The organism is Tellurirhabdus rosea, from assembly GCF_026278345.1.
Lineage (GTDB): Bacteria > Bacteroidota > Bacteroidia > Cytophagales > Spirosomataceae > Tellurirhabdus > Tellurirhabdus rosea.
This window is the reverse complement of sequence record NZ_CP111085.1, coordinates 3,893,142-3,917,028: the sequence shown is the minus strand read 5'-3', so window position 1 is coordinate 3,917,028 and position 23,887 is coordinate 3,893,142. Positions and strand designations below refer to the sequence as shown.

Annotated in this window: 23 protein-coding genes; 9 read left to right on the top strand and 14 right to left on the bottom strand. The window is 56.2% G+C overall.

Annotated elements, in window-relative coordinates; all coding sequences use genetic code 11:
• Nucleotides 1-54: 54 nt before the first annotated feature.
• The 3 genes from fdhD to pyrR all read right to left on the bottom strand — a co-directional run bounded on the left by fdhD (nucleotide 55) and on the right by pyrR (nucleotide 2,551).
• Nucleotides 55-885, bottom strand: coding sequence for a formate dehydrogenase accessory sulfurtransferase FdhD (fdhD, locus tag ORG26_RS16610; RefSeq protein WP_266363718.1), 831 nt, complete (start codon nucleotides 883-885; stop codon nucleotides 55-57).
• A 76-nt stretch (nucleotides 886-961) separates the two neighbouring features.
• Nucleotides 962-1,675, bottom strand: coding sequence for a head GIN domain-containing protein (locus ORG26_RS16605; RefSeq protein ID WP_266363716.1), 714 nt, complete (start codon nucleotides 1,673-1,675; stop codon nucleotides 962-964).
• A 336-nt stretch (nucleotides 1,676-2,011) separates the two neighbouring features.
• Complete coding sequence (pyrR, locus tag ORG26_RS16600) at nucleotides 2,012-2,551, bottom strand: bifunctional pyr operon transcriptional regulator/uracil phosphoribosyltransferase PyrR (protein ID WP_266363714.1); 540 nt, start codon at nucleotides 2,549-2,551, stop codon at nucleotides 2,012-2,014.
• A gap of 117 nt (nucleotides 2,552-2,668) precedes the next feature.
• On the opposite strand from pyrR, the gene pth reads away from it, so the two are divergent.
• Entirely contained in the window at nucleotides 2,669-3,229 is a 561-nt protein-coding gene (gene pth, locus ORG26_RS16595; RefSeq protein ID WP_266363712.1) for an aminoacyl-tRNA hydrolase, read from the top strand.
• Nucleotides 3,230-3,680: 451 nt separating this feature from the next.
• Here the strand turns inward: pth and ORG26_RS16590 are convergent, their stop codons facing one another.
• Nucleotides 3,681-3,923 (bottom strand): CBU_0592 family membrane protein, encoded by a 243-nt coding sequence (locus tag ORG26_RS16590; protein WP_266363710.1) that lies wholly within the window; start codon nucleotides 3,921-3,923, stop codon nucleotides 3,681-3,683.
• Between the two features lie 132 nt (nucleotides 3,924-4,055).
• Nucleotides 4,056-4,493 carry a peptidylprolyl isomerase gene (locus ORG26_RS16585; RefSeq protein WP_266363708.1) on the bottom strand — a complete coding sequence of 146 codons (438 nt, stop codon included), beginning with the start codon at nucleotides 4,491-4,493 and terminating at the stop codon, nucleotides 4,056-4,058.
• Nucleotides 4,494-4,698: 205 nt separating this feature from the next.
• Between ORG26_RS16585 and ORG26_RS16580 the strand changes: the two genes are divergently transcribed.
• Nucleotides 4,699-6,060, top strand: coding sequence for an alpha-L-fucosidase (locus tag ORG26_RS16580; RefSeq protein ID WP_266363706.1), 1,362 nt, complete (start codon nucleotides 4,699-4,701; stop codon nucleotides 6,058-6,060).
• 93 nt (nucleotides 6,061-6,153) lie between these two features.
• On the opposite strand, the gene metG is transcribed toward ORG26_RS16580, so the two are convergent.
• Nucleotides 6,154-8,220 (bottom strand): methionine--tRNA ligase, encoded by a 2,067-nt coding sequence (gene metG, locus ORG26_RS16575; protein WP_266363704.1) that lies wholly within the window; start codon nucleotides 8,218-8,220, stop codon nucleotides 6,154-6,156.
• Nucleotides 8,221-8,360: 140 nt separating this feature from the next.
• Here metG and ORG26_RS16570 point away from each other — a divergent pair, with 140 nt between their 5' ends.
• The 3 genes from ORG26_RS16570 (at nucleotide 8,361) to ORG26_RS16560 (ending at nucleotide 11,193) form a co-directional block, all read left to right on the top strand.
• A complete protein-coding gene (locus ORG26_RS16570; protein ID WP_266363702.1) occupies nucleotides 8,361-8,675 on the top strand; it encodes a hypothetical protein in 315 nt (104 codons plus the stop codon).
• Between the two features lies 1 nt (nucleotide 8,676).
• Entirely contained in the window at nucleotides 8,677-9,675 is a 999-nt protein-coding gene (locus ORG26_RS16565; RefSeq protein WP_266363701.1) for an NAD-dependent epimerase/dehydratase family protein, read from the top strand.
• A gap of 117 nt (nucleotides 9,676-9,792) precedes the next feature.
• Nucleotides 9,793-11,193, top strand: coding sequence for a tetratricopeptide repeat protein (locus ORG26_RS16560; protein ID WP_266363699.1), 1,401 nt, complete (start codon nucleotides 9,793-9,795; stop codon nucleotides 11,191-11,193).
• A 100-nt stretch (nucleotides 11,194-11,293) separates the two neighbouring features.
• Here the strand turns inward: ORG26_RS16560 and ORG26_RS16555 are convergent, their stop codons facing one another.
• The gene (locus ORG26_RS16555; RefSeq protein ID WP_266363697.1) at nucleotides 11,294-12,091 is read right to left on the bottom strand and encodes a LytR/AlgR family response regulator transcription factor; all 798 of its coding nucleotides are present in this window, start codon (nucleotides 12,089-12,091) and stop codon (nucleotides 11,294-11,296) included.
• 327 nt (nucleotides 12,092-12,418) lie between these two features.
• Here ORG26_RS16555 and ORG26_RS16550 point away from each other — a divergent pair, with 327 nt between their 5' ends.
• Nucleotides 12,419-12,931: a hypothetical protein gene (locus tag ORG26_RS16550; RefSeq protein WP_266363695.1), complete on the top strand. Its 513-nt coding sequence runs from the start codon at nucleotides 12,419-12,421 to the stop codon at nucleotides 12,929-12,931.
• A gap of 65 nt (nucleotides 12,932-12,996) precedes the next feature.
• Here the strand turns inward: ORG26_RS16550 and ORG26_RS16545 are convergent, their stop codons facing one another.
• The 4 genes from ORG26_RS16545 to ORG26_RS16530 form a co-directional block, all read right to left on the bottom strand.
• A complete protein-coding gene (locus ORG26_RS16545) occupies nucleotides 12,997-14,349 on the bottom strand; it encodes a histidine kinase (protein WP_266363693.1) in 1,353 nt (450 codons plus the stop codon).
• Between the two features lie 51 nt (nucleotides 14,350-14,400).
• The gene (locus ORG26_RS16540; RefSeq protein WP_266363691.1) at nucleotides 14,401-15,444 is read right to left on the bottom strand and encodes a sensor histidine kinase; all 1,044 of its coding nucleotides are present in this window, start codon (nucleotides 15,442-15,444) and stop codon (nucleotides 14,401-14,403) included.
• The gene (locus ORG26_RS16535; protein ID WP_266363689.1) at nucleotides 15,441-16,541 is read right to left on the bottom strand and encodes a sensor histidine kinase; all 1,101 of its coding nucleotides are present in this window, start codon (nucleotides 16,539-16,541) and stop codon (nucleotides 15,441-15,443) included. The genes ORG26_RS16540 and ORG26_RS16535 overlap by 4 nt, the downstream gene beginning before the upstream one ends.
• Before the next feature lie 244 nt (nucleotides 16,542-16,785).
• The gene (locus ORG26_RS16530; protein WP_266363687.1) at nucleotides 16,786-17,796 is read right to left on the bottom strand and encodes a c-type cytochrome; all 1,011 of its coding nucleotides are present in this window, start codon (nucleotides 17,794-17,796) and stop codon (nucleotides 16,786-16,788) included.
• 336 nt (nucleotides 17,797-18,132) lie between these two features.
• Between ORG26_RS16530 and ORG26_RS16525 the strand changes: the two genes are divergently transcribed.
• Nucleotides 18,133-19,020, top strand: a complete 888-nt coding sequence (locus ORG26_RS16525) for a hypothetical protein (protein ID WP_266363685.1) — start codon at nucleotides 18,133-18,135, stop codon at nucleotides 19,018-19,020.
• 97 nt (nucleotides 19,021-19,117) lie between these two features.
• Here the strand turns inward: ORG26_RS16525 and ORG26_RS16520 are convergent, their stop codons facing one another.
• Nucleotides 19,118-19,987, bottom strand: coding sequence for a mechanosensitive ion channel family protein (locus tag ORG26_RS16520; protein ID WP_266363683.1), 870 nt, complete (start codon nucleotides 19,985-19,987; stop codon nucleotides 19,118-19,120).
• Nucleotides 19,988-20,040: 53 nt separating this feature from the next.
• On the bottom strand, nucleotides 20,041-21,066 hold the full coding sequence (locus tag ORG26_RS16515) for a glycosyltransferase family 9 protein (RefSeq protein WP_266363681.1): 1,026 nt from the start codon (nucleotides 21,064-21,066) through the stop codon (nucleotides 20,041-20,043).
• A gap of 49 nt (nucleotides 21,067-21,115) precedes the next feature.
• Here ORG26_RS16515 and ORG26_RS16510 point away from each other — a divergent pair, with 49 nt between their 5' ends.
• Nucleotides 21,116-22,357 (top strand): M16 family metallopeptidase, encoded by a 1,242-nt coding sequence (locus tag ORG26_RS16510; RefSeq protein WP_266363679.1) that lies wholly within the window; start codon nucleotides 21,116-21,118, stop codon nucleotides 22,355-22,357.
• 39 nt (nucleotides 22,358-22,396) lie between these two features.
• Here ORG26_RS16510 and ORG26_RS16505 read toward each other — a convergent pair whose 3' ends face one another.
• A complete protein-coding gene (locus tag ORG26_RS16505; RefSeq protein WP_266363677.1) occupies nucleotides 22,397-23,044 on the bottom strand; it encodes an NADPH-dependent F420 reductase in 648 nt (215 codons plus the stop codon).
• A gap of 187 nt (nucleotides 23,045-23,231) precedes the next feature.
• Here ORG26_RS16505 and ORG26_RS16500 point away from each other — a divergent pair, with 187 nt between their 5' ends.
• Nucleotides 23,232-23,885 (top strand): O-methyltransferase, encoded by a 654-nt coding sequence (locus tag ORG26_RS16500; protein ID WP_266363675.1) that lies wholly within the window; start codon nucleotides 23,232-23,234, stop codon nucleotides 23,883-23,885.
• Nucleotides 23,886-23,887 lie beyond the last annotated feature (2 nt).

Here is a 23,887-nt window from a genome sequence, read left to right as displayed (position 1 = left end):
CATTCCGCGCTAATCTGCGTTTAAAATCCGCGCAAATCTGCGAGAAACTCAACTTCAGAAGTCAATTTTATGATTCGTATACCGATTGTACCTGGTTTCTTTCAGAAATCCGATCAGCGACATGCCCGCCTCCTCGGCCATTTCCACCGCAAGACTCGACGGGGCGCCCAGCGCCGCCAGGAGCGGTACACCGGCCATCCAGCACTTCTGTACCAGTTCGTACCCCACGCGCCCGCTCACCAGCACCCCGTAAGCCGAGGCCGGCGTCCAGTTTCGCCAGAGAGCCGCGCCGATGAGCTTGTCCAGCGCGTTGTGCCGACCGATGTCCTCCCGCAGCAGCAGGATTTCGCCGTCTGCGTTGAACAGGGCCGCCGCGTGCAGGCCGCCCGTGTGCGTAAAGGCCCGCTGCTGCTCGCGCAGACGATCCGGCAGGGCAAACAAATTCTGGGAAGAAATCCGAAAGCCCTGCGACACCGGCCCGGTCGCCAACGTCTGTACGGCCTCAATCGACGTTTTGCCGCACAGGCCGCAGGCTGCCGAACCCACCGCCGAACGTTCGTGCCGCGACCAGTCCAGTTCTATTTTGGGATGCAGTTCCACGCGCAGGTCGTTGGTCTGCTTGGTGGCATCCTGCACACAATACCGGCACGACAGCACGTCCGCCCCGCTCCGGATGATTCCTTCTGCCAACAGGTAGCCCAGGGCCAGTTCCTCGTCGTTTCCGGGCGTCCGCATGGTCACGACCAGCGTTCGCTGCTGCCGGGCATCCTGAGGACCGAATCCCAGCCGGATTTGCAGCGGTTCTTCCACCGCCAGCAGGTCCGGCTCTTCGGAGATGCGGTCTTTCTGAACCCGGACAATCGTTTTCGCTGAAATAAAAGCCATAAAAAAAGTTAGCTTCGCCGCCCAAAGGCTGTTCAGCGAAGCTAACTCATAATTCTTAATTCTTAACTCATAATTATCAATCCGGCCGGACGCTGCTGCCGCCCGATACGTCGGAGTTGACGGTCGGCGTACCCCGGAACCGGACGCTGCTGCCGCCGCTGGCCTTGGCATCCAGCCGCTGGCTGACGTTGATTCGGGCAGTGCTGGCTCCCGACAGATCGACCCGGGCCGTCCGAACGGGAAAATCATAGCTATCCAGCGTGCTGGCTCCCGAGAGTTCCACGCGCAGTTCGTCGCCCGCCCCGCGCATCCGCAGGTTGGAAGCACCCGACAGGTCCACAAACAGCACATCGGCATCGGTGTCCACCTCGGCTTTGGAAGCTCCCGAGAGGCGCACATCCAGCGAACTGATGTCGGTAAAGCGCCCAACCTGAGCGTTGGAAGCGCCGGAAAAGTCCACTGCCCGCAGGGTCGGCATGGTGATGGTAAACCGCGTTTCGTAGCGCCGCGACCGGAGGTTATTGCGGTAACGGGCGTAGAGCGTACCGCCGCGAACATACACGTCGAGGTCGTCCAGGTCGCGCCGGTTGCCGTCGGCCCGGATGTCGAAAGACGAGCCTTGGCGAACGGTAATGTCGAAATTGCTGCCCATGTCGAGGCGGTCGAAGCCGGTCTGGCCAAACGTGCGGGTATCGCTTTCGTACGGTCCGCCGTCGAGGTCAATGATGCAGGAAGTAACGGAAAACACCAGGGCCAAAATCCAGGCGGTGAGGAAGGTTACGCGTTTCATAGCTGTTTAACGTAGTTGTTGTTTCTGTTTGGACAAAGGTCGGCAGGCGAATTGCTGGGTCGAAACGACTTTTGCTGAAGCAGGTTTTTTTCCGGATGAATCCTAAAAAAATCGTACCTAACCGTCGTCGCCTCCTTTGTTTTGCAGCTATGACACGTGGGGGCGAGAATACCCCTATGGGGGAGGGGAAAAATTTTGAATGATTGAAGGCTGAATTTAGAATGACTGAATGACCGAGTGACTGAATGACTGTTCTGCTTCGCAGATTATACCTTGGCGGAGCTATTCAGTCATTCAGTCATTCAGTCATTCAGTCATTCTAAATTCAGCCTTCAATCATTCCATGATCCAGATCCGGTCGGCTTCGGCTCCCTGCTCGGTCCATTCGACCAGAACGCGCTGGGATTCGAGCGTGTGGACGCGTTTGCCGGTATAATCGGGTTTGATGGGCAGGTCGCGGTTGTAGCGCCGGTCGATCAGGACCAGCAGTTCGACGGAGCGGGGACGACCGAAGGCGGTCATGGCGTCCAGCGCCGCCCGAACCATTCGGCCGGTTGCCACCACATCGTCGATGAGAATGACCTTCTTGTTTTCGACCAAAAACGGAACGTGCGTGGTGTTGGGACGCAGCGGGGAATCGCGGCGGCGGAAATCGTCCCGGTAAAAGGTTGCGTCCAGATACCCCAGAGGAACTTCCTTACCCAGCGTGCGGCTCAGTTCGCGGGCTACTTTTTCGGCAAAATAAATTCCCCGCGGCTGCATGCCCAGCAGCACTGTATCGGCGAAGTCCTGATGATTTTCCATCAGTTCCTGGCACAATCGGCTGATGACAATTTCCAGCAGAGGACTGGCCAGAATAAGGCGTTTTTGGTTCATGCGGTAAAAATAGTCGTAAGTCGTAAGTCGTAAGTCGTCCGCCGCAAGTTTTTTCGGTTGCGCATAAATCCCGAAATTTGCCGTTTCGCCAATTTTACGACTTACGACTTACGACTTATGAAATATCTGATTGCCGGTCTGGGCAATATTGGCCCGGAGTACATGCTTACCCGCCACAACGCCGGATTTATGGTGCTGGACCGACTGGCGGCCCAGCATGATTTCAGTTTTACGCTCAATCGGCTGGCCTACACGGCCGAGCTTCGCCACAAGGGCAAGGTGATCCACCTCATCAAGCCGACCACGTACATGAATCTGAGCGGCAAGGCGGTTAGCTATTACCTCAAGCAGCACAGCATTCCGACCGAAAATCTGCTGATCGTGACGGACGACAAAGATCTGCCGTTCGGCAAGCTCCGCCTAAAACCCAAAGGGTCGCCGGGCGGCCATAACGGTCTGCGAAATATCGACGAGGTGCTCGGTACGCAGGAGTACGCCCGGCTGCGGTTTGGCATCGGAAGTGACTTCTCCCGGGGCCGCCAGGTAGACTTTGTTCTGGGCAAATTTCCGGAAGAAGAGCTGGGTCAGTTGCCCGCCGTACTGGACAAAGCCGGCGATGCTCTATTAAGTTTTTGCACTTCAGGGATACAGGTGACGATGAATTTTTTCAACCAATAATAGTACATTTCCTATTTTCATTATTTTTTAACAGACCAAATTTCTTTTGGCAAAAGACGCCCTTCTCCTATGTAAATCTTAGAAAATTTGCTTTATTGCGAATAAACCACTAAATATGAGTGTCACTTTGATTTACAGCGAGTTGGGCCGCGCCCTAAGGCATCTCATAAAATTTTTGCACAAATAAAACTTCTTGCGATATTTGTGTGTTCTTTAATCAGAACAACAATTGAACAAAAGCAGGACAAACAAAAATCCTGCGTTACTTATCGAAGCGTGCTGCGTCTAAAGTGCAGAAAGACTGAGGAGAAAGGCGCACATTAAAAATGCAAACACTGGTAAGTAAGCAAGAACACAAGTAGGTAGAAGTTAGTTTTTCATGTAGAAAAGGTTAAGGGTTTAGGAATAGTCAGTATAGGGCCTCTCGCAATGATCGGGAGGCTTTATCTTTTTATACCGTTTTCTTCTTCAGAATGGCCTGCGCGGCGATCAGAACCCAGACGACATTCACAAAGGCCGAGGGATACGCTCCGTGCGCCCACGTATTGACCACAAAAAAACACCCGCCCACCAGGTTCATCCAGATATAGGCCGGTGCTTCGGACGAAAGCTTTCCCCGAATATTGAGCGCGTACGCGCCGACAATCAGGACCGAGGCAATCCAGCCCAGGACTTCAATCAGTATTTCGCGCATGGAATTTGAATGAGGAGGAAAGAGAATAGAGAAAAGATGAAAGAGAAAAGACTCTGGACAAGAGACGATAGACATTAGACGGCTCTCAACTCATAGTCTTTTGTCTCTTGTCTTTTCTCTATTCTCTTTTCTCTATTCTTCAATAATCGTCAGCGTCTCGATTTTGTCGCCCTGCCGGATCTGGTCGATCACGTCCAGGCCTTCCACTACTTTGCCGAAACAGGTGTGGTTGCGGTCGAGGTGAGCGGTATTCTGACGGCTGTGGCAGATAAAGAACTGAGAACCACCCGTGTTGCGGCCCCGGTGCGCCATCGACAGCACGCCGCGGTCGTGGTACTGGTTGTCGCCCGTCAGTTCGCAGTCGATGCTGTAGCCCGGTCCGCCTGCGCCGGTGCCCGTCGGGTCGCCGCCCTGCACGACGAAATTGGGAATCACGCGGTGGAAACTCGTGCCGTCGTAATAGCCTTTTTTTGCCAGCGTGACGAAGTTTTCGACCGTTTTGGGGGCATCCTGCTCATAAAACTCGATGACCATCGTGCCCTTGTTGGTCTTCATTTCCGCTTTTTTCATAATCTTGTGCGTTGTGTTGTGGGCGCAAAAGTACGGCATCCTGTAACGCGGAGTGATACTTCGCGCAATTTTTATGAAATAGCAAATCTCTGCTCCCTTGGAGCGCGGAGTGCTACTCCGCGCAGTTTTTATCAAGTAGCAAGGCATCTCTGCTTTTCTTTAAGGTGTAAAAAAAGACGCGGAGCAGCGCTCCGCGGTACATACTATGTCTCCTATCACTAAAACCCTCTTGTTGCTCCTGCCCTTTTTGCCGCAGGTGACTACCGCCCAAACCCTACCCAGGCCCACGCCGCGCCAACTGGCCTGGCAGCAGATGGAAACCACGGCTTTTCTGCATTTTACGGTCAACACCTACACCGACAAGGAATGGGGTGACGGCACCGAAAGTCCGCAGATTTTCAACCCGGTTAAATTCGACGCCCGGCAGTGGATTCGCAGTCTGAAAGAAGCGGGCTTTAAACTGGCCATCATCACGGCCAAACACCACGACGGTTTCTGCCTGTGGCCCACCCAAACAACCGAACATTCCGTCAAAAACAGCCCCTGGAAGGGCGGCAAGGGCGATGTGGTGCGCGAAGTGGCCGATGCCTGCCGCCAATACGGCCTGAAGTTCGGCGTGTACCTCTCGCCCTGGGACCGCCACGAACCGAGCTACGGCACCGCCGCCTACAACGATTTTTACAAAAAACAGCTCCGCGAACTGCTGACGAACTACGGCCCGATTGCCGAAGTCTGGTTCGACGGCGCGAAAGGCGAGAACGCCAAAAACATGACCTACGATTTTGCCGGGTACTGGGCGATGGTGCGCCAGTTGCAGCCGCAGGCCGTGATGTTCTCCGACGCCGGGCCGGACGTCCGCTGGGTCGGCAACGAGTCGGGCAACGCCGCCGAAACCTGCTGGTCGACCATCGACAACAGCAAACACGCGCCGGGGGTAGCCGATTCCAAATACCTCAACACCGGCGACCCGAACGGCAAGGACTTTATCCCCGCCGAAACGGACGTGTCGATCCGTCCGGGCTGGTTTTACCACCCGAAGGAAGATTCGAAAGTACGTTCCGGGAAAAATCTGGTGAACCTGTACTACCAGTCGGTGGGCCGCAACAGCCTGCTGCTGCTGAACATTCCGCCCAACCGCGACGGCCTGTTGTCGGATGCGGACGTTGCCAGCATCAAAGAATTCCGCTCGATTCTGAACGAAACCTTTAAAACCAATCTGGCGAAAGGAGCGGCGAAAAGCGGCCTGACCGACGGGTTTATGAATACAATGGCGATTACGCCCGTTAATAAACCGCTGGAAGTGACCTTCCGTAACCCAATTACGTTCGACCGGATGCTGTTGCAGGAAAATATTAGCAGCGGGCAGCGGGTCATGGAAGGCCAGGTGGAATACTGGGATGGAACTGACTGGAAACCCATTCAGACCTTTACGACGGTGGGCTACAAGCGTCTGCTTCGCTTTCAGCCCGTCACGACGGATAAAGTGCGGGTGACGTTCACCGCCGCCAAAGGCGACGTTGTCGAATTGGCCGAAATGGGGATTTTCAAAGCGTCGAGCAGGGAATGATTGAATTTTGAATGATAGAATGATTGAATAAGCTCCGCAGATCTAAAAAACCAGCGAAGCTATTCTGTCATTCTATCATTCAAAATTCAATCATTACGAAACCGTCCCCCCGTTCCAGACCGGCTTGTGCGGCGGCAGGAGGGCGAGGCTTCCGTCGCGGTCTTCGGCCATCAGGATCATGCCCTGCGATTCGAGGCCCATCATCTTGCGCGGGGCGAGGTTGGCCAGGAACGTCACCTGCTTGCCGATCAGGTCTTCGGGCGCGAAGTGCTTGGCGATGCCGCTCAGAATCTGGCGCTGGCCGTGGCCGTCGTCCACTTTTAGTTTGAGAAGTTTATCGCTTTTCGGCACGCGCTCGGCTTCGAGGATGGTGCCGATGCGGATGTCCATTTTGGCAAAATCGTCGTACGTAATTTCCGGTTTAGCTTCCGGCACGGCTTTGGTGGCCAGTTCGTTCATTTTCTTAGCGTCGTGTAATTTCTGAATCTGTTTGTTGATCACCTCATCTTCCAGCTTTTCGAACAGCAGTGCCGGTTCGCCGAGCTGGTGGCCCGTCGCCAGAATATCCGGCCGGCCGGCGTTGATCCAGCCCGTTTCGTTGAGGCCGATGGCGTCGAAATTGAGCATGTCGCGCATCTTCGCCGCCGTGAACGGCAGGAACGGTTCGCAGACAATAGCGAGGTTGGTCGTGATCTGCAGGGCAATGTTGAGGATGGTGTGGGCGCGGTTTTCGTCCGTTTTCACCACCTTCCACGGCTCCGTTTCGGCCAGGTACTTGTTGCCCAGACGGGCCAGGTCCATCAGGTGGCCCAGCGCCTCGCGGAAACGGTAGTTTTCGATGGCGCCGCCGATGCGTTCGGGGAAGAGCGCCAGTTCGTCGAGCACCTGCCTGTCCACATCGGTCAGGTCGGTACAGGTCGGGACGTGGCCGCCACAGAACTTCTGGGTCAGCACCATCGCCCGGTTGACGAAGTTGCCAAACACCCCGACAAGTTCGCTGTTGTTGCGGCCCTGAAAATCCTTCCACGTAAACTCGCTGTCCTTGGTTTCGGGCGCGTTGGCCGCCAGCACATAACGCAGCACGTCTTCCTTGCCAGGCATTTCTTCGAGGTATTCGTGCAGCCAGACGGCCCAGTTCCGCGAGGTCGAAATCTTGTCGCCTTCGAGGTTCATAAATTCGTTGGCCGGGACGTTGTCGGGCAGAATGTAGGTTCCTTCGGCCATGAGCATCGCCGGGAAGATGATGCAGTGGAAGACGATGTTATCCTTTCCGATAAAGTGCACCAGTTTGGTATCGCGGTCTTTCCAGTACAGTTCCCAGTCGCGGCCCTGCTCCTCGGCCCATTCCTGGGTAAAAGTGATGTAGCCGATCGGCGCGTCGAACCAGACGTACAGCACTTTGCCTTCGGTATCGGGCAGCGGCACTTTCACGCCCCATTCTAGGTCACGGGTCATGGCGCGGGGGCGCAGCCCTTCCTGCAGCCACGAGCGGCACTGGCCGGCCACGTTGGTTTTCCATTCGGGGTGGCCGTCGATAAACTGCTGAATACCCGGCTGCATCCGGTCGAGGGGCAGGTACCAGTTTTTGGTCGGTTTCAGCACGGGTTTGGCGCCGGACAGCATCGAGCGCAGAGGCTCTTTCAGTTCGGTCGGACTGAGGGTGGAGCCGCAGCGCTCGCACTGGTCGCCGTAGGCGTTTTCGTTGCCGCAGACCGGGCAAACGCCCACGATGTAACGGTCGGCGAGGAATTGTCCGGCCGTTTCGTCAAAATACTGTTCGGAAATTTCTTCCACGAAATTGCCGTCGTCGTACAGTTTTTTAAAAATCTGCTGCGAGACTTCGTGGTGTTTGGGCTTCGACGTGCGGGAGTAGATATCGAACGAGATGCCAAAGTCTTCGAACGACTTTTTGATCTGCGTGTAGTATTTATCGACGACTTCCTGCGGCGTCACACCTTCCTTTTTGGCCTTGATCGTAATCGGGACGCCGTGTTCGTCGGTACCGCTGATAAAGGCCACGTCCTTGCCGGTGGCCCGGAGGTAGCGCACGTAAACGTCCGCCGGGAGGTAGCATCCGGCCAAATGCCCGATATGAATGGGGCCGTTGGCGTAGATGAGCGCCGCCGTGACGGTATAGCGTTGGGGGTTTTCTAACGACATGCTTTTGTAGGTATGAGGTATGCGGTATGGGGTATGAGGTGTTCTCACGCCCGTCCCTCCACCGGATTCTTGCGCGAAATTAGCAAATCAGGTCGGAACGTTGTTATGTTTACGTCGTGTAACCATAGTCTATCAAGGCAATGACAACCCCCTCGGCGCTGGCATTCTGGCTTTTCATCCTGGCTATTTACGGGCTACGACTTAACCAGGCTTATCTGAATTACAGAATCGATGCCATTCGGTTTGGGCTTGAGGCTGAATGGAAATTTTTTTGGGCTCAAAAGAACGACTCCTGGTCTACACAACCAAACCACCTGTTTTCTGATTCACAGGCTGTACAACAGCTACTGACACGCTACAAGAGAGGCATGCGGGCCGAGCGCTATTTTCTGGGTTCATTCATCCTGTACCTTTTTCTGCTCGTTGCCTATCATCTGTGGCCTTTGATTGTATAAAATGCATAGTGTTCTTATCACCGGCGCCACCGGTCTGATCGGCAGCCACCTCGTCCGGCGGTATCTGCAGGCCGGGCATCCGGTTTCGGCGCTGCGGCGCGCCGGCAGCGATCTGTCCCTTCTCCGCGACGTGAACGACCGGGTGCAGTGGCTCGAAGGCGATATTCTGGATATTCCGTCGCTGGAAGAAGCCATTCAACCGGGGATGGACGTCATTCACGCCGCGGCCATCGTTTCGTTTGTGCCCCGCGACCGGGCGCGCATGGAGAAAATCAACGTCGAAGGCACCGCGAACATCGTGAACGTTTGCCTCGAAATCGGGGCCCGCAAGCTCGGATTTGTCAGCTCCGTGGCGGCCCTGGGTCGGCCCGATCCCAAGCGGGTGCACAGCCGCGAGCCGGTCGTCATCACCGAAAACCAGAAGTGGGAAGACTCGCCCAACAACTCGGCTTACGCCCAGACCAAATACCGCGCGGAACTCGAAGTCTGGCGCGGCGTGGCCGAAGGGCTGAACGCCGTGATCGTGAATCCGTCCGTCGTGCTGGGCGAAGGGGACTGGAGCCGCAGCAGCAGCCAGCTGTTTAAGTACGTCTGGGACCAGAAGCCGTTTTATACCGAAGGCATGAGCAATGTCGTAGACGTCCGGGACGTAGCCGAGGCGGTTTACCGCCTGATGGAGAGCGACCTTTCTGCCGAGCGGTACATCCTCAACGCCGCCACCCTGCCTTACAGGGACCTGCTCCACGCCATGGCCGACGCCCTCGGCAAGCGCCGCCCGCACATTCGGGTAGCGCCGGCCCTGGCAAACGTGCTGTGGCGGCTGGAGGCCATCCGGTCGCGGCTGACGGGCCGGACACCGCTCATCACCCGCGAAACGGCCCGCTCCGCCACGCACGCGTACCGGTACGAAAACGATAAAATCCGCCGCGATCTGGGATTCGAATTCCGGCCCATCGAGGAGACAATCCGGCGGGTCGGGGCTTATTTTACGGCCGGGTAATTTTTTCGGCTCCGTTTGTGTTTACCAAGAATAGTCGTAAATTTCTAATGCATTGACGGACGTTTTGTCCGCCTGATGCGTAGGATCGCGATACGTAACCCTGTGTTAGTTTAGGACATGGAGCAAGAGTTTGAGGAAAGAGAAAGCGACATAAAGGAGTCACTCCAGCGATTCGAACGAATGCTGGCCGGCACCGAAGTTCAGTTCTTTGATCTGGACATATACGAACAAATGGTGGAGCACTACATGGAACAGGGCGACCTGGACAAAGCCATGAAAGCTGCGGAAGCCGGTCTTGAAAACTTCCCGTATTCCCTGGAACTGATGCTGGATAAGGCCCAGTTGCTGGCCAATAACGGAAATTTCGAAGAATCCCTCGCCCTGCTCGACCGGGCGGCCCTCTTCAATCCAAAAGACCCCGATGTGCAGTACATGACCGGTACGGTGCTGAACCTGTCGGGCAATTACGAACAGTCGGTGCAGGTGCTGGAAGAGATGCTGGAAACGGCTGACGAGAAGGACGATATTTATTTCCAGATTGGGCAGAGTTACCAGAACTGGGGCAAGTACGACAAGGCCATTGAGAATTATAAACAGTCGATCGATCACAACATAAACAACGAAAACGCGCTCTATGAGCTCGCTTTTTGTCTGGATTTGCTGGGTGAACTGGAAAACAGCCTGGAATACTACCAGCAGCTGATCGACCGCGACCCGTTCTCGCACAACGCCTGGTACAACATCGGCATTGCCTACAGCAAGCTGAACCGGTTTCAGGAAGCCGCCAATGCCTACGATTACGCCACGCTCATCAAGGATGATTTTGCCTCGGCTTACTTCAATCTGGGCAATACGTACATGAATCTGGCGCAGTTCGACAAGGCGGAAGAGGCGTATCGCAGTACGCTGAAACACGAAGAAGCCACGCCCGAAACGTACTGTTATCTGGGCGCCAGCCTCGAAAAGCAGTCCCGCTTCGCAGAGGCCATGAACAAATACCGCGATGCCATCCGCCTCGACAACATGTGGGATGAAGGCTATTACGGCATCGGTTCGTGTCTGAGCGAAATGGGCAAGTGGCACGAGGCCATCCCATTCCTGCGGAAGGCCATCGGGCTGAACAACCAGAACGCCGAATACTGGCTGGTGCTGGCCGAAACCGAGTACAAACTCGGCAACAGCATCTCCTGCATCGAGGCGTTTGAAAAAGCGGTGGAGATCGAACCGGCCAATGCCGAAATCTACCTCCAGTGGTCGCTGGTGATGTTCGATCAGGGCAATTTTGTGCGGGCGAACGAAATCGTGCAGACGGGTATCGACGAACTGCCCCGCGAGGCGGATCTGTACTACCGGTCGGCGGTATACCTCATTCACGCGGGTTATTACCGCGAGGCGCTCATCAACCTCGAAGCGGGTCTCGCCCTGAACTACGACCGCCACATCCAGCTTTTCGACTTCTTTCCCGAACTGGAAAAGCAGAAAGCCCTGTACAAGATCATCGAACAATACAGAAAGTAATTATGAGTTAAGAATTAAGAGTTATGAGTTGCTCCGCTAAAGCAGGATACTTGATTAAGCGGAGCAACTCATAACTCTTAATTCTTAACTCATAACTTATTTATTTTCCCATCCATTTTTTGAAATCGCTCGCTTTTTCGCGGCTGATGATGACTTCGTCGTCGGGGGCGGGCTTGAGTTGCAGCTTCAGCTTGTTGTTGAAATACGTGTGGATTTGCTGCACCGAATGAATGTGGATGATAAACTGGCGGTTGGCGCGGAAAAACTGCGTCGGGTCCAGCATCTTCTCCAGGTCATCGAGCGTGTAATCGAGGGAATACTTCTGCCCTCCGAACGTCTTGAACAGGCTCACGCCGTCTTCCGTAAAATAATAGGCAATATCGCTCACCTCGATGGGCACCCACTGCTGCCGGTGTTTCACCAGGAAGCGGCGGCGGTAATCCACCGGCTGGGTCTGCTGCCGGAGCTGCTGCACGAGGGCGTCGATGGCGGCCGTTGCCATTTCGGGGACACCTCCGTTGGCCGCGGCGTCGACACCGGCGGCGTGCAGGCGCTGGTATTTCTCCAGACTGGCCTCCAGCTCGTTGCGGCGAATGGGCTTCAGCAGATAATCGATGCTATTGACTTTGAACGCCTTCAGGGCATATTCGTCGTACGAAGTAGTAAAAATGACCGGAGAACTGACGGTCGTCTGTTCGAAGATTTCAAAACTCTGCCCGTCGGCAAGTTCGATATCCATCAAAATAAGGTCCGGCGTCGGGTTGGACTCCAGCCAGGCGACGGAAGCCCGGACACTGGCTGCCGTGCCGACAACCTGAACGTCGGGGGCGACTTCCTGCAACAGTTTGCTGAGCTTGCGGACGGCCAGTTCTTCGTCCTCTACCAAAAATACCTGCATGGTCTGGGTTCGGTTTATGGGCAAAATTTCGCTTAAAAAGTCGCTTTTTCCAAAAGTAAACGGGATGAAACCGCACAATCGGGCGTTGAAATGACATTTGTGAAACACCAAACGATACCCCTTTCCTCCCTCCGGCCAACGGTCCGCTGACCGGCCTTTTCGACCCCCGATTTCCCAGTTTATCACCCGCTTTTGCCGTTTCGGCGACGGCTTTTTTCAGTTGACGGGAATGTTGGTGGGCTTTTTCCGGCCCGTCTGCCACTTTTGTACCGTCAGTTCGCTGGCAACTTTCCTCTTTTTTAACGAACAACAACAAATACGAACACCATGAAATTTTACGCAACCCGTTCGCTGTCTGCCGCCCTGCTGGGCCTGGTCCTGATGACGGCCTCCTGTAAGAAAGAAACTGACATTACGCCCGATGGCGAACAGCCCGGCGGCGACAAAACGCCCGCTTTTGTCGGCAAAAACCTTCGCCTCGATTCGTTCATCATGGAACCGGCCGTGGACTTCGACGGCGACGGCAAAGTAGACCCCGACCTGACGGCCTTCATGCGTCCCTGCGACCTCGACAACACGGTTCGCTTCGAGAAGACCGGCAAACTGAGCGGCAGCAACGGCGCCCAGAAGTGCGACGACGACACCGACCCCAACGCCAACCCGGGCAGTTGGTCCTACAACGAAAGCACCAAAATCCTGACCATCAAGGACGGCGAAGACCCGACCGACATCTCCGAATGGAAAGTCGTGGAAGCTACGTCAAAAGGGCTGAAGGCCGAAGTGGAAGTTTCCGAAGACGGCACGTCCTTCAAAGCGGTTATGTCCTGGAAAGCCATCTAAGCGCATTTATCAATCTTCCTCTCAACCATAACTACTGCATCGCCGGCGACCCGTCGGCGATGTTTTTATTTCAGGACCGGGCTGGGTCTGCTCACCCCGAGCAGCGGCAGCGTCACCCGGAACCAGCCGTCGCGCTCTTCGAACATCGGCAAAGCACTGCCCAGCAGTCTGTATTTCGAGGCGATATTCGACAGCCCGACGCCGTTCGATTCCACGCGCAGCATTTTCCGCTGCAACGTATTTTCCACAACCAGTTTGCCCGCTTCGGCGATGCGGATACGGATCAGGAGCGGCTGGTCGGGCAGGGCGATGTTGTGTTTCACCGCATTTTCGACCAGCAACTGAAGGGTCAGCGGCGGCAGCAGGGTGTGTTCAAACTCGGCGGGCACGCTCACCTCCGACCGCAGGCTGTTGCCGTGCCGCGTTTTGAGCAGGTTGAAGTACGAATGAATAAAGCTGAGTTCAACGCCCAGCGAGGTCAGTTCGGTATCGTTGCTGCGGAGCAGGTAGCGGTACACGCTGGATAACTCGTCCACGAATTCGCTCGCCTGGTTCGGACTTTCCTCAATCAGCGAAGACAGCGTATTGAGGCTGTTGAACAGAAAATGCGGGTTGATCTGCGTCTGCAAAGCCCGCATCTGAACCTCCGTTTTCTCCTGCCGGAGCTGCTGGACGGCGAGTTCGGCCTCCAGGTGCTCGCGCTGTCGCTGCTCCCGTTCGCGGGCCAGTTCCTTTTCCACCAGCGCCTTCCGGACGGCCTGCCGGACTTCCTGCCGCCGGTGCCGATACGTGAGGCCAAGCGAGAAGAATAGCAGTTCGAGCATGATGCCTACCTGCATGTAGGTCAGCGGCTTTGCCCAGAAGGCTTCTGCGTAGGGCGTTGGCAAGACAAATGATAAAATCATGGCCGACAGTGCGCCCAGCACCAGCGCCGAACTGCCGGTAATGAAGAACCGGCTGACCATGTCCTTCCACCGGTACACGAGGGCGATGATGTAGACCGACTGCACAGCCAGCCCCGTCCGCGCCAGGGTGTGCACCAGTTCGTGCGCCGGTTTGAGCTGGCCGGGAATCCAGATGCAATAGATGGCTTCAAACACCGTGTAGGCCAGCATGGCGCCCTGGGTACGCCTGAAAATGCGCAGCAGCCGCTGGTTCCGGACGCGCAGATTCAGGAAGTCCGTGGTGAGGTCAAAATAAACCACGTAGGCCAGCATCGGAAAAGCCACGCGGACAAACGTATCAACGCCCTCATCGAGGTCGGCTATCCGCAGCAGAAAGTAGCCCAGCCAGACGAGCATGTAGACCGTATACAGCCCATACACCCGTTCCCGGTACAGCCACCACTGCACGACGTTCAGCAGGAGCATCGCCCAGACGGTTCCCAGAAAAAGCATGAGCCAGTAATCGTACCCCATGGGTGTGGTTCTAATCTACACAACGAATATACGAAGCAGATAACAATATTTTCATACCAGCACGGCTTTCGGCAGCAGGGGCAGCGAAACGGTAAAGTACTGATCGTCATCGCTCACCTCGATTTCGCCTTCGCCCAGCAGGCTGTATTTTTTGGCGATATTGGCTAGCCCCACCTGTCCCGACAGGGCGCGGACGGGACGTCGCTGGACGTTGTTGCGGATGACCAGCCGCCCGTCGTGGCGGGTTTCGAGGTGGACCAGCACGGGCTGTTCGGGCAGGATCACGTTGTGTTTCACCACATTTTCGAGCAATAGCTGCAGCGTCAGGGGCGGCAGCAGGTACTCTTCAAACGCCGGGTCGATGGCCTGCTCCATCCGGATCGCTTCGCCGTAGCGGGTGCGCAGGAGGTGAAAATAGGAGTTGGCAAAGCGGAGTTCTTCGGCCAGGGTCGTCAGTTCGGACTCGTTGCTGCGGAGCAGGTAGCGGTACACACTGCCCAGTTCATCCACGAATTTGCGGGCCTGCCCGGGGTCCTCTTCAATCAGCGAAGACAGCGAATTCAGGCTGTTGAACAGAAAATGCGGGTTGATCTGCTGCTGCAGGCTTTCGAACTGGCTCTGCAGGTTCGCTTTTTTGAGTTCTTCCGTTTCCTGAAGTTTGCTCTCCCACTGTTCGAACGCGTACACGCCTTCGTTGATGCAGACTAGCACCACGTTCAGCATCATGCCCAGCAGCAGACACCACGGCAGCCGCTCCCAGGGATACCGGTGGAACCCCAGCAGGCCGCCCAGCATAAAAAACAGCAGAATGGTGTGGGAGTTGATAAGGATATGCACCGGCAGCATCAGCAGCGTCCGCTTCAGAATCTGGCGCTGGCTTCGGTACTGCTGCCGGAACCAGAGTGCCACCGGCGTATGCACAAACTGGTAAACAATACTGCCGAACACCAGCGTAATCAGGCTCATGCCCGCAAAAACCTGCGGACTGGAATAGTAATAATCCTCGACCAGCAGGTAGTTGAACGCCAGAATGTAGGCGGGCAGGATACTGCCGGCAATCCAGAAATCATGCCTGGTATATTGCTGCAGTTTCACGGGTGAATGGGATTTTGCGACTTCAGAAGCGGGTTAGCGTCCGGCTGTCCGGCCATGACGGAGGCGGAGCGGGGTGCCAGCGGGAGGCGCACGGTAAAGGTCATGCCGTCGTCGAACACACTCGGCGGCGGCAGGTTCAGGTCCGAGAAGCGGGATGTAACGGCCGAAAGCCCGCCGCGAGCTTCGGTGGCTACGCGCCGGGTCTTCCGCTGGACGGAGTTGGAAATATCGACAAAGGCCGGGGTAAGGGCTTCAATCCGGAGGCGCAGCGGCTGCTGCGGCTGGGTGGTGTTATGATTCAGGGCGTTGTCGATCAAAAGGTGCAGCGAAAGCGGCGGCAGTTGCCCCAGTTCGGCCTCTTCGGACACCTGAATCTGCAAATCGACGGCCTCGCCAAACCGGGTTTTCAGCAGGTGAAAATACGACCGGACAAACCGAAGCTCCGACCGGAGCGGCGCCAGCTGGTAATCCGTATTCTGAAGCAGATACCGGTAAACGCTCGAAAGTTCGTCCAGAAATTCGCCCGCCTGCCGGGGATTGTCTTCAATCAGCAGCGTCAGGGAGTTCAGGCTGTTGAACAGAAAATGCGGGTTGACCCGGTTTTTGAGCCGGTCGTACTGGTTCTGCAGATTCGCCTTCTTGACGGTTTCGGCTTCCTGAACCGTGTCCCTGAATTTTTTCAGAAAATACAGCACCTCGAAGGCGACGCCCAGCACCACAATCCAGAGCAGGTCGATAAAGCTTTGTTTGAGGTAGAAAACAGGGTCCGTCGGCACCGGAATAACGCCGCTGATCTCCACCAGTTTGCTCAGCAGCAGGTGTTCGAGGGTGATAAAAAACAGGTAGCCGCCAAACGTCGCCAGCACCCGCCACCGAGTCTGCCCGATGGCCGGAAAACGCCGCCGGACGCTTTTGACCCAACCCGTCAGAACGGCCCACAACAGGCTGTTCAGCACCGTACCGACCAGCCACAGTCCCGCCAGCAGTGCCCACGAAAAGCGGGTTTCGGACAGGTACAGCAGACTCGTCAGCAGGGCTGCCACCACGATACAGACGCGGATGGCCCAGCGGAGTTTATGTCGGTTCTGACTACTCAAATCGGTACGCGCACGCGTAGTTAGGAAATGCTTGACAAGGTACGGCGGCTTCGGCCAACCGCACGGGCAAACCCCGCCCAACCGGTAAAACCGGGTTAGCAAACGGAAAAATTTCCCGATGAACCGACAACACCAAAACCCCGGAGAAAACGTCGCCGGGGTTGGAAAAAAGATGCGGTACAGAGCTTGTCAAAGGGCTTTACCGTGTCCGTCAGCCGCTTCGACAGGCTCCGCGACCGGGCTTTTACTTATTCATCGCCATCGGTTCTTTCGCCGCCGGGGTAAGCTCGAAGGTCACCACGCGGTGTTTAACGGGCTTGAGCGTTTGCAGATAGGTGTAAATGGCCCCCAGGTCGTTTTCAGTCATGCCGGCGTACATCGTCCACGGCATGATGCTCTGTTTTTCCCCGGCTTTTACCGCCGCATGGGTGTACCCTTTGGCCGGATCATAAGCTTTGAAACGGGCGATAAAGCTCTCCCGCGTCCAGTTGCCGATGCCGGTCTCCTTGTCCGGCGTGATGTTGGCCGCCCGGATCATCATGCCCGGCATCCCGAACTCCATGCCCCCGGCAAACTCCATGCCCTCAATCGGCTGCCCCTGCTCCTGCTTGGTGTGGCAGTCGCCGCAGGTCGCCGCATTGACCAGGTATTGACCCAGCGCCAGGGCGTCCGTCGAATCCGGGCGCTTGCCGAACTGGGGCTTCTGCGGAATCGTATTCATGATGAAATTCATCGGAAAATCCGCCTCGGAGGCCGGAATTGTGCTTTCCACAGGCGTCAGCGTGCGGAGGTAAGCCACAATGGAGGTAATGTCTTCGAGGTCCATCCGGCCGTAGCTCGGGTGCGGCATCACCGGAAACAGCGCCCGGCCGTCGCGGCTCACGCCCGCCGTGATGGCGCGCACAATCTCGCCGTCCGACCATTCTTTCAGCCCGGCGGGCGTGATGTTGCGGGAGTAGAAAGTGCCGGGAAAGCCCATTTCCGGGCCGAAACGGTCGCCGCCCTTACCCAGCGTGCCGGGTATCGGCGGTCCCGAAAACTTGCTCCAGTCGCGGGTGCTGTGGCAGTCCATGCACACGTTGACGTGGTGAGCGAGGTATTTGCCGCGTTCGATCTGGGCGGCGGAGGAGGTCAGCGTTACCTGGGGCGCGTCGCCCACATCGGGCAGGACAAATTTCACGTAGGACAACAGGCCGGCCGCTCCGACGAGCACAACAGCCAGCACAATTCCGAATACTCGGACAGCTTTTTTCATGAGGTGTTTGGTCTTTTGGGTAAAAGAGGAAGGCCCTGATCCGCACCTGCGGATTAGGAATGTGACTTGCTTCTCAAAAGTAACCGACCGGTCGCATTTTGAAAACAGATAGGCGATGAATCGGAAGATTATGGCAGCCAGACGGTATTTTACCCCAATGAACCGTAAGTAATTTCTACAATGAGTATCCTCACAGGCAGTTATGATTTTTATCAATTCTTTGACCGATAAATAAACCTTATGTAGACAACTTAATCTATAGAGTTTTCTTTGTAATTTTAATCAATACTTAATTTCGAAATCCCGCCGGCCTGTTAACCCGGATTGTATTCAACGATGAAAACTTTCAAACTCCTTGCGTTATGCCTTGCCACGGCAGGGTTCATGACTGCCTGCGCCCCGGACGAACTGGTTGAAGCCACCAACCCGACCCCACAGCCCAACGTGACGCCCAAGCCGAACTACCGGCTCAAAAAAGTGGTCTATAGCTTTGTAAACCGCTATTTTTTCTACGAAAACGGTCGCCTCAGCGGCGAGCGGTGGATCGGTACGGACGGCATGGAGACCAATCTGGTGACGCTGCTCTATGATTCCCAAAACCGCCTGACGACCTACACCACCCAGAGCACACGCCCCTCGTCGCCCTGGGAGATCGGCAGCCGGGTGGCCTATCTTTACAATGCCGATGGGCAAATCGCGGTAAAACAAACCTACACGCTGCAGCAGGGCGGCTCGCCGGATGCGCCCGTCACCCGGCTGGCCTCCGTCGATTCCCTGTCTTATAATTCGGCCGGACAGGTCTCGCTGAGCCTGTTGTATTCCTACAAGCAGCAAACCGGAAATTATAGTGCGCAACCCGTGCAGCTCAGCCGGACGACGTACCAGTATGACGCCATCGGCAACCTGACGGAGGAAATTACGCTCTCGACGCCGCTGGTCAACTGGGGAAGCTCGACCACCGCCCGCAAGCGCGTTTTTGAGTACGATACCAAAGAAAACCCCTACCACCTGATCGCCAGCCCGGTTTTCGGGCAGGAAGGCTGGTCGAAGAACAACGTCCTCAAAACGACGACCTATCAGGTCTACCTCTACACCAAAGGCGAACAGCCCGATTTCACCCGCTCCACGCCCACGGTCACCGATTTCGCCTACGAATACAAGGACGCCCTCCCCGAACGGAAAGCCGGCGCGGCAACGGAGGGGTATGAGTACGAGACGTACTGAGTGTTGAAATGATTGAATGTTGAATGATTGAATGATTGATTGGCTGCGCCTCAATTTGAAACCTGCGGAGCCATTCAATCATTCAAAATTCAATCATTCAATCATTTCTTTCTTCCCTCACCCGCTTCTTCAGATCAAACGTATGCGGGACGAAGGGGATGAGCAGGTCCTGCTCGTCGAAGGCTTTTTTGAGCGTTTTGATGACTTCGCTGGTCGCGTGGGCGGGATTGGTGCCGGGCTGGTCGATCCAGAAGCCGACCGTAAACTGCACCATGTCGAGGGTAAACGTTTTGAAAAAGACTTCGACGGGCCGGTCGGCGCGGACGAAAGGCAGCGCCTGAATCGCCTGGGTGGCCGTTTGCTGGGCTTTTTCGAGATCGTCCGCGTAGGAAACGCCGCAAACCACCTCCAGCCGCCGCCAGCCGGTGCGGGAATAATTGATGACGGACTTCTGAAAAACATCCTTGCTCGGCAGTTCGATGAACTGGCCCTGAAAATTATCCAGCACAATCGACCGCAGTTTGATGCTGACGACCCGGCCCGTAAAGCCGTTGGTTTCCACCACATCACCAACCTGAATGGGCCGGGCCAGGGCGATCATCGCTCCCGACACAAAATTGGTCGTCAGGTCCTGAAACGCGAAGCCGATTGCCAGCGCCAGAATTCCGGCCCCGGCCAGCAGCGAGGTGACGGTTTTGTCCAGCCCCAGCACGCCGAGCGCGAAAAACAGCCCCACCGCCGTAATGACCAGCTTCGCCACCGTTCCGGTCAGCGTCACGAGGGCGGGGTTGTCGCTGACGGTCCCCAGCCCGCGGGTCAGGATCCGCGCCGCCAGCCGGGCCAGCAGCGTAAACAGCACGATCAGCAGGACCGCGACGATGAAGTTGGGAATATTGCGGAAGATAATTTCGGCCCAGGCGTGGAGACGTTTGTAAATCAGCCCGAGCAATTCTTGAATGTTCAGCATTCGGAGAGAGTTCGTTTCGTTGGAAAACGAAGAGATCTGGCATGTAGTTATGGCTAATCCCGCAACACGGCCAGCAACTGCTCCGTCCGGATGCCGTGAGCGCAGTAAAAATGACCCAGCGGACAGCGCTTCCGCCCGTGCAGCCCGCAGGGGCGACACTCCAGAACTTCGTCGAGTTGAATCAGATGAGACTCGTCGGCCAGCGGTCCGAAGCCAAACTCCGGCACAGTGGAGCAGAAAACAGCCGCCGTGGGCGCATTCATGGCCGAGCAAAGGTGCAGCGGGGCCGAATCGTTGACGTAGTTCATGGCCGCCCCCTGCATCAGGGCCGCCGATTCGAGCAGGGAAAGTTCGCCGCAGAGATTGATCACATCCTCCGGCGACCCCGCCTCCCGGACCAGTTCCGCGCAGGTTTCGCGGTCGGCGGGCGAACCGAGCAGGTACACCGTGTACTGTCCCGGCAATGTTTTCAGAAACTGCACCCACTTGGTCCGCGGGTACTGCTTGGTAAACCAGACGGAGGTAGGCGCCACGCAGATGTAGGGACGCGTCTGGTAATGCCGGATGCTGTCGTAATCGGCCGCCGCCGGGTACAGTCGGGGGCGAGTCCGGTCGCGGATGCGCGGCCGGTCCAGCCCGATCACCTCCAGCACTTCTGCGTTGCGGTCCACTTCGTGAATACCGGGCAGAATCTGGTGCATCGCCCGGTGGGTAAAGTAGCGGGAAAACGGATTCTTGTCGAACCCGGCCCGCACCGGCGCCTGCGAAAAGGCCGTCAGCAGGCCGGTCGCTCCGAAACGCTGCAGGTTGATAACGACATCGTACCTGTTCCGACGAATTTCTCCGAGCAGGCGCAGCAGGTCCCCGTATTTTCCCACAAATCCTTTTTTCTTATCCCAGATCAGTAACTGATTGATAATCGGATGGTCTTTCAAAAGGCTTTCGTTGCCCTTACGCAGCAGAAAATCAATGGCTGCTTCCGGGTATCGGGCGTGTAATTCCTCCACCAGCGCTGTCGCCAGAATGACGTCACCGATGAAGGCAGTTTGTATAATCAGGAACCTCGACGGGTGATTCATAGTTAGTCTTTCAGCGTGGAATTGATTAGTTTTGTTGACACGCTGAAAAATGGAAGAATACGAGCTATATACCCTGCCAAACGGCATTAGGATTGTACATAAACAAGTTCCCCATACTCAAATTGCACATTGCGGCCTCATGCTCGACATCGGCAGTCGGGATGAACTGCCGCACCAGCAGGGCCTTGCCCATTTCTGGGAACATATGGCATTTAAGGGAACGAAGAAACGAAAATCTTACCATATCATCAACCGGCTCGAAACCGTCGGGGGAGAACTGAACGCCTACACCACCAAGGAGAAAGTGTGTTTTCATGCCTCCCTGCTCGGCATTCATTTCGAGAAGGCGGTTGAACTGCTGACCGACATTGCGTTCCATTCTGTCTTTCCGGAAAAACAACTCGAAAAAGAACGGAGTGTTATTCTGGAAGAAATGGCAATGTACTACGATTCGCCCGAAGATGCATTGCAGGATGACTTCGATCAGGTAGTTTTTCAGGAGCACCCGCTGGGCGGAAACATCCTCGGGACGCCCGAAACGGTCCGTTCCTTCACGCGCGATCAGCTGCAAAGCTTCATCCAGGATAATATGGACACCAGCCGGATCATCTTTTCCTCGGTGAGCAACTGGCCGTTCAGTAAGGTGAAACGCATCGCCGAAAAACACCTGCGCGACATTCCCGTGCAGCGGTCCGAGCGGCAGCGGGTCGCCCCGACGGTCTACGTGCCGCAGAGCGTGACCATGGACCGGCCCATCACCCAGGCCCAGTGCGCCATCGGACGGCCTTCGTACGCCCTGACCGACTCCCGCCGCCTCCCGTTTTTCATGCTGACCAACCTCCTCGGCGGCCCCGGCATGAATTCGCGGCTAAACATGAACCTGCGGGAAAAGTACGGACTGGTCTATTCCGTCGAAGCCAGCTACACTCCTTTTCTGGATACGGGTTTTCTGGGAATTTATTTTGGCACGGACCAGAAACATCTGGACCGCAGCCGCACGCTCATTCTGAAAGAGCTGAAAACGCTGCGCGAAAAGTCGCTGACGAACCTGCAACTGCACAACACCAAAGAGCAGCTGATGGGCCAGCTCGCCATGTCCGAAGAAGGCAACCAGAGCTTCATGCTGATGATGGCCAAAAGCCTGCTGGATACGGGCAAGGTTGATTCGCTGGACGAGATTTTCGGGGAAATCCGGGCCGTGACGGCCCCGCAGCTTCAGGACCTGGCCAACGAGATGTTTGACGAAGGGCAGCTGAGCTACCTGACGTTCCTGCCCGAACAGGAAGATTAGCGGTGGCACGACTTTGCGTGGTGCCACCACTCCCCATCCTTACGCCATCTTCAGCACCTTGTAGGCGTGCATCCAGTCGTTTTGCAGGAAGCCCGGAATGCACCAGAGCATGCAGAGCGGCTCGATGGCCCGCGCGGCCGTGGCGCGGCCCAGGTCGGAGGTTTCCCAGCCAAACTGGTCGAGAATCTGGGTCACTTCCTGCCGGGCTCCCTCGTCGTTACCGGCAATAAACATCGTCGGTTTGCCGCCCGGCAGCTGCGGATTCACCATCAGCGCACTCCCGACCGAATTGAACACCTTCACAAAACGGGCTTCCGGAAAGCGGTTCTGGAGCTTTTCCATCAGGGACTCGTTCAGATCGGTGAAGAACTTCAGCACGCCGTCCACGGGCGGCTCTTTGGCGATGGGATTAGTGGCGTCGAGGATCGTTTTGCCCGACAGATGGGCCCCTCCCGCCTGCGTAAGGGCTTCTTCCGCCGCGTGCCCCACCACGGCCAGCACCAGCGTTTGGCCGAACGCGGCGGCCTCTTCGAACGTACCGAGCTGACCGCCGGGGTTCTGCTGCTGCCAGTCCGACAGTTTTTGCGGATTGCGGCTACCGATCATGACTCCGTAACCGTGTTTCAGAAAGCCGCTGGCGAGTGTGGTGCCCACCACACCGGAGCCGAGTATTCCAATTTTTTGCATCTGGTCTATGGTTTAGCTTTATTGTATATCCAAAGAAAGACTTATTTCGTTCCTTATTTCTCCGGAAAAATGGACTAAAGCGCCCCCAACCGCCGTTTCACAGGAAACCCGCCCGCCACCGACTTTACTCTGCCCGTTGTATATTTACAAAAAATAATGCTTTCCGTACATCACTGGACTTATCTGCATGGATTTTTTACCTTCCGACTTACAAGCCTACGTTGAAGCCCATACCACCCCCGAGAGCGAACCGCTCGCGCTGCTGAACCGCAATACCCACGCCCGCGTCCTGCGTCCGCGCATGCTGTCGGGGCATCTGCAGGGCCGTTTTCTGGCGCTGCTCTCGCGGATGATGCGGCCCCGGCGCGTGCTCGAAATCGGCACCTACACGGGTTACTCGGCGCTTTGTCTGGCAGAAGGACTGGCGGAGGACGGACGGCTGATCACCCTCGACAACAACGAAGAACTGGAAGACTTTGCCCGGTCACACTGGGCCCAATCGCCGGTCGGCGACCGCATCGACTTCCGGCTCGGGCACGCTCCGGATCTGATTCCGGCCCTCGACGAGGTGTTCGATCTGGTTTTTATCGATGCCGACAAAAAAAATTACAGCCTATATTTTGACCTTGTTCTTGATAAAGTGCGACCCGGCGGGCTTATCTTGGCAGATAATGTACTCTGGAGCGGGAAAGTAGTCGAATCCGGGCGGCCCGCCGGGCGGAAGATCGACAAAGACACCCAGGCCGTGCTCGACTTTAACCGAAAAATTCAGGAAGACCCCCGCGTCGAAAACGTGCTGCTGCCCGTTCGCGACGGTTTGATGATGATTTACAAACAGTAACG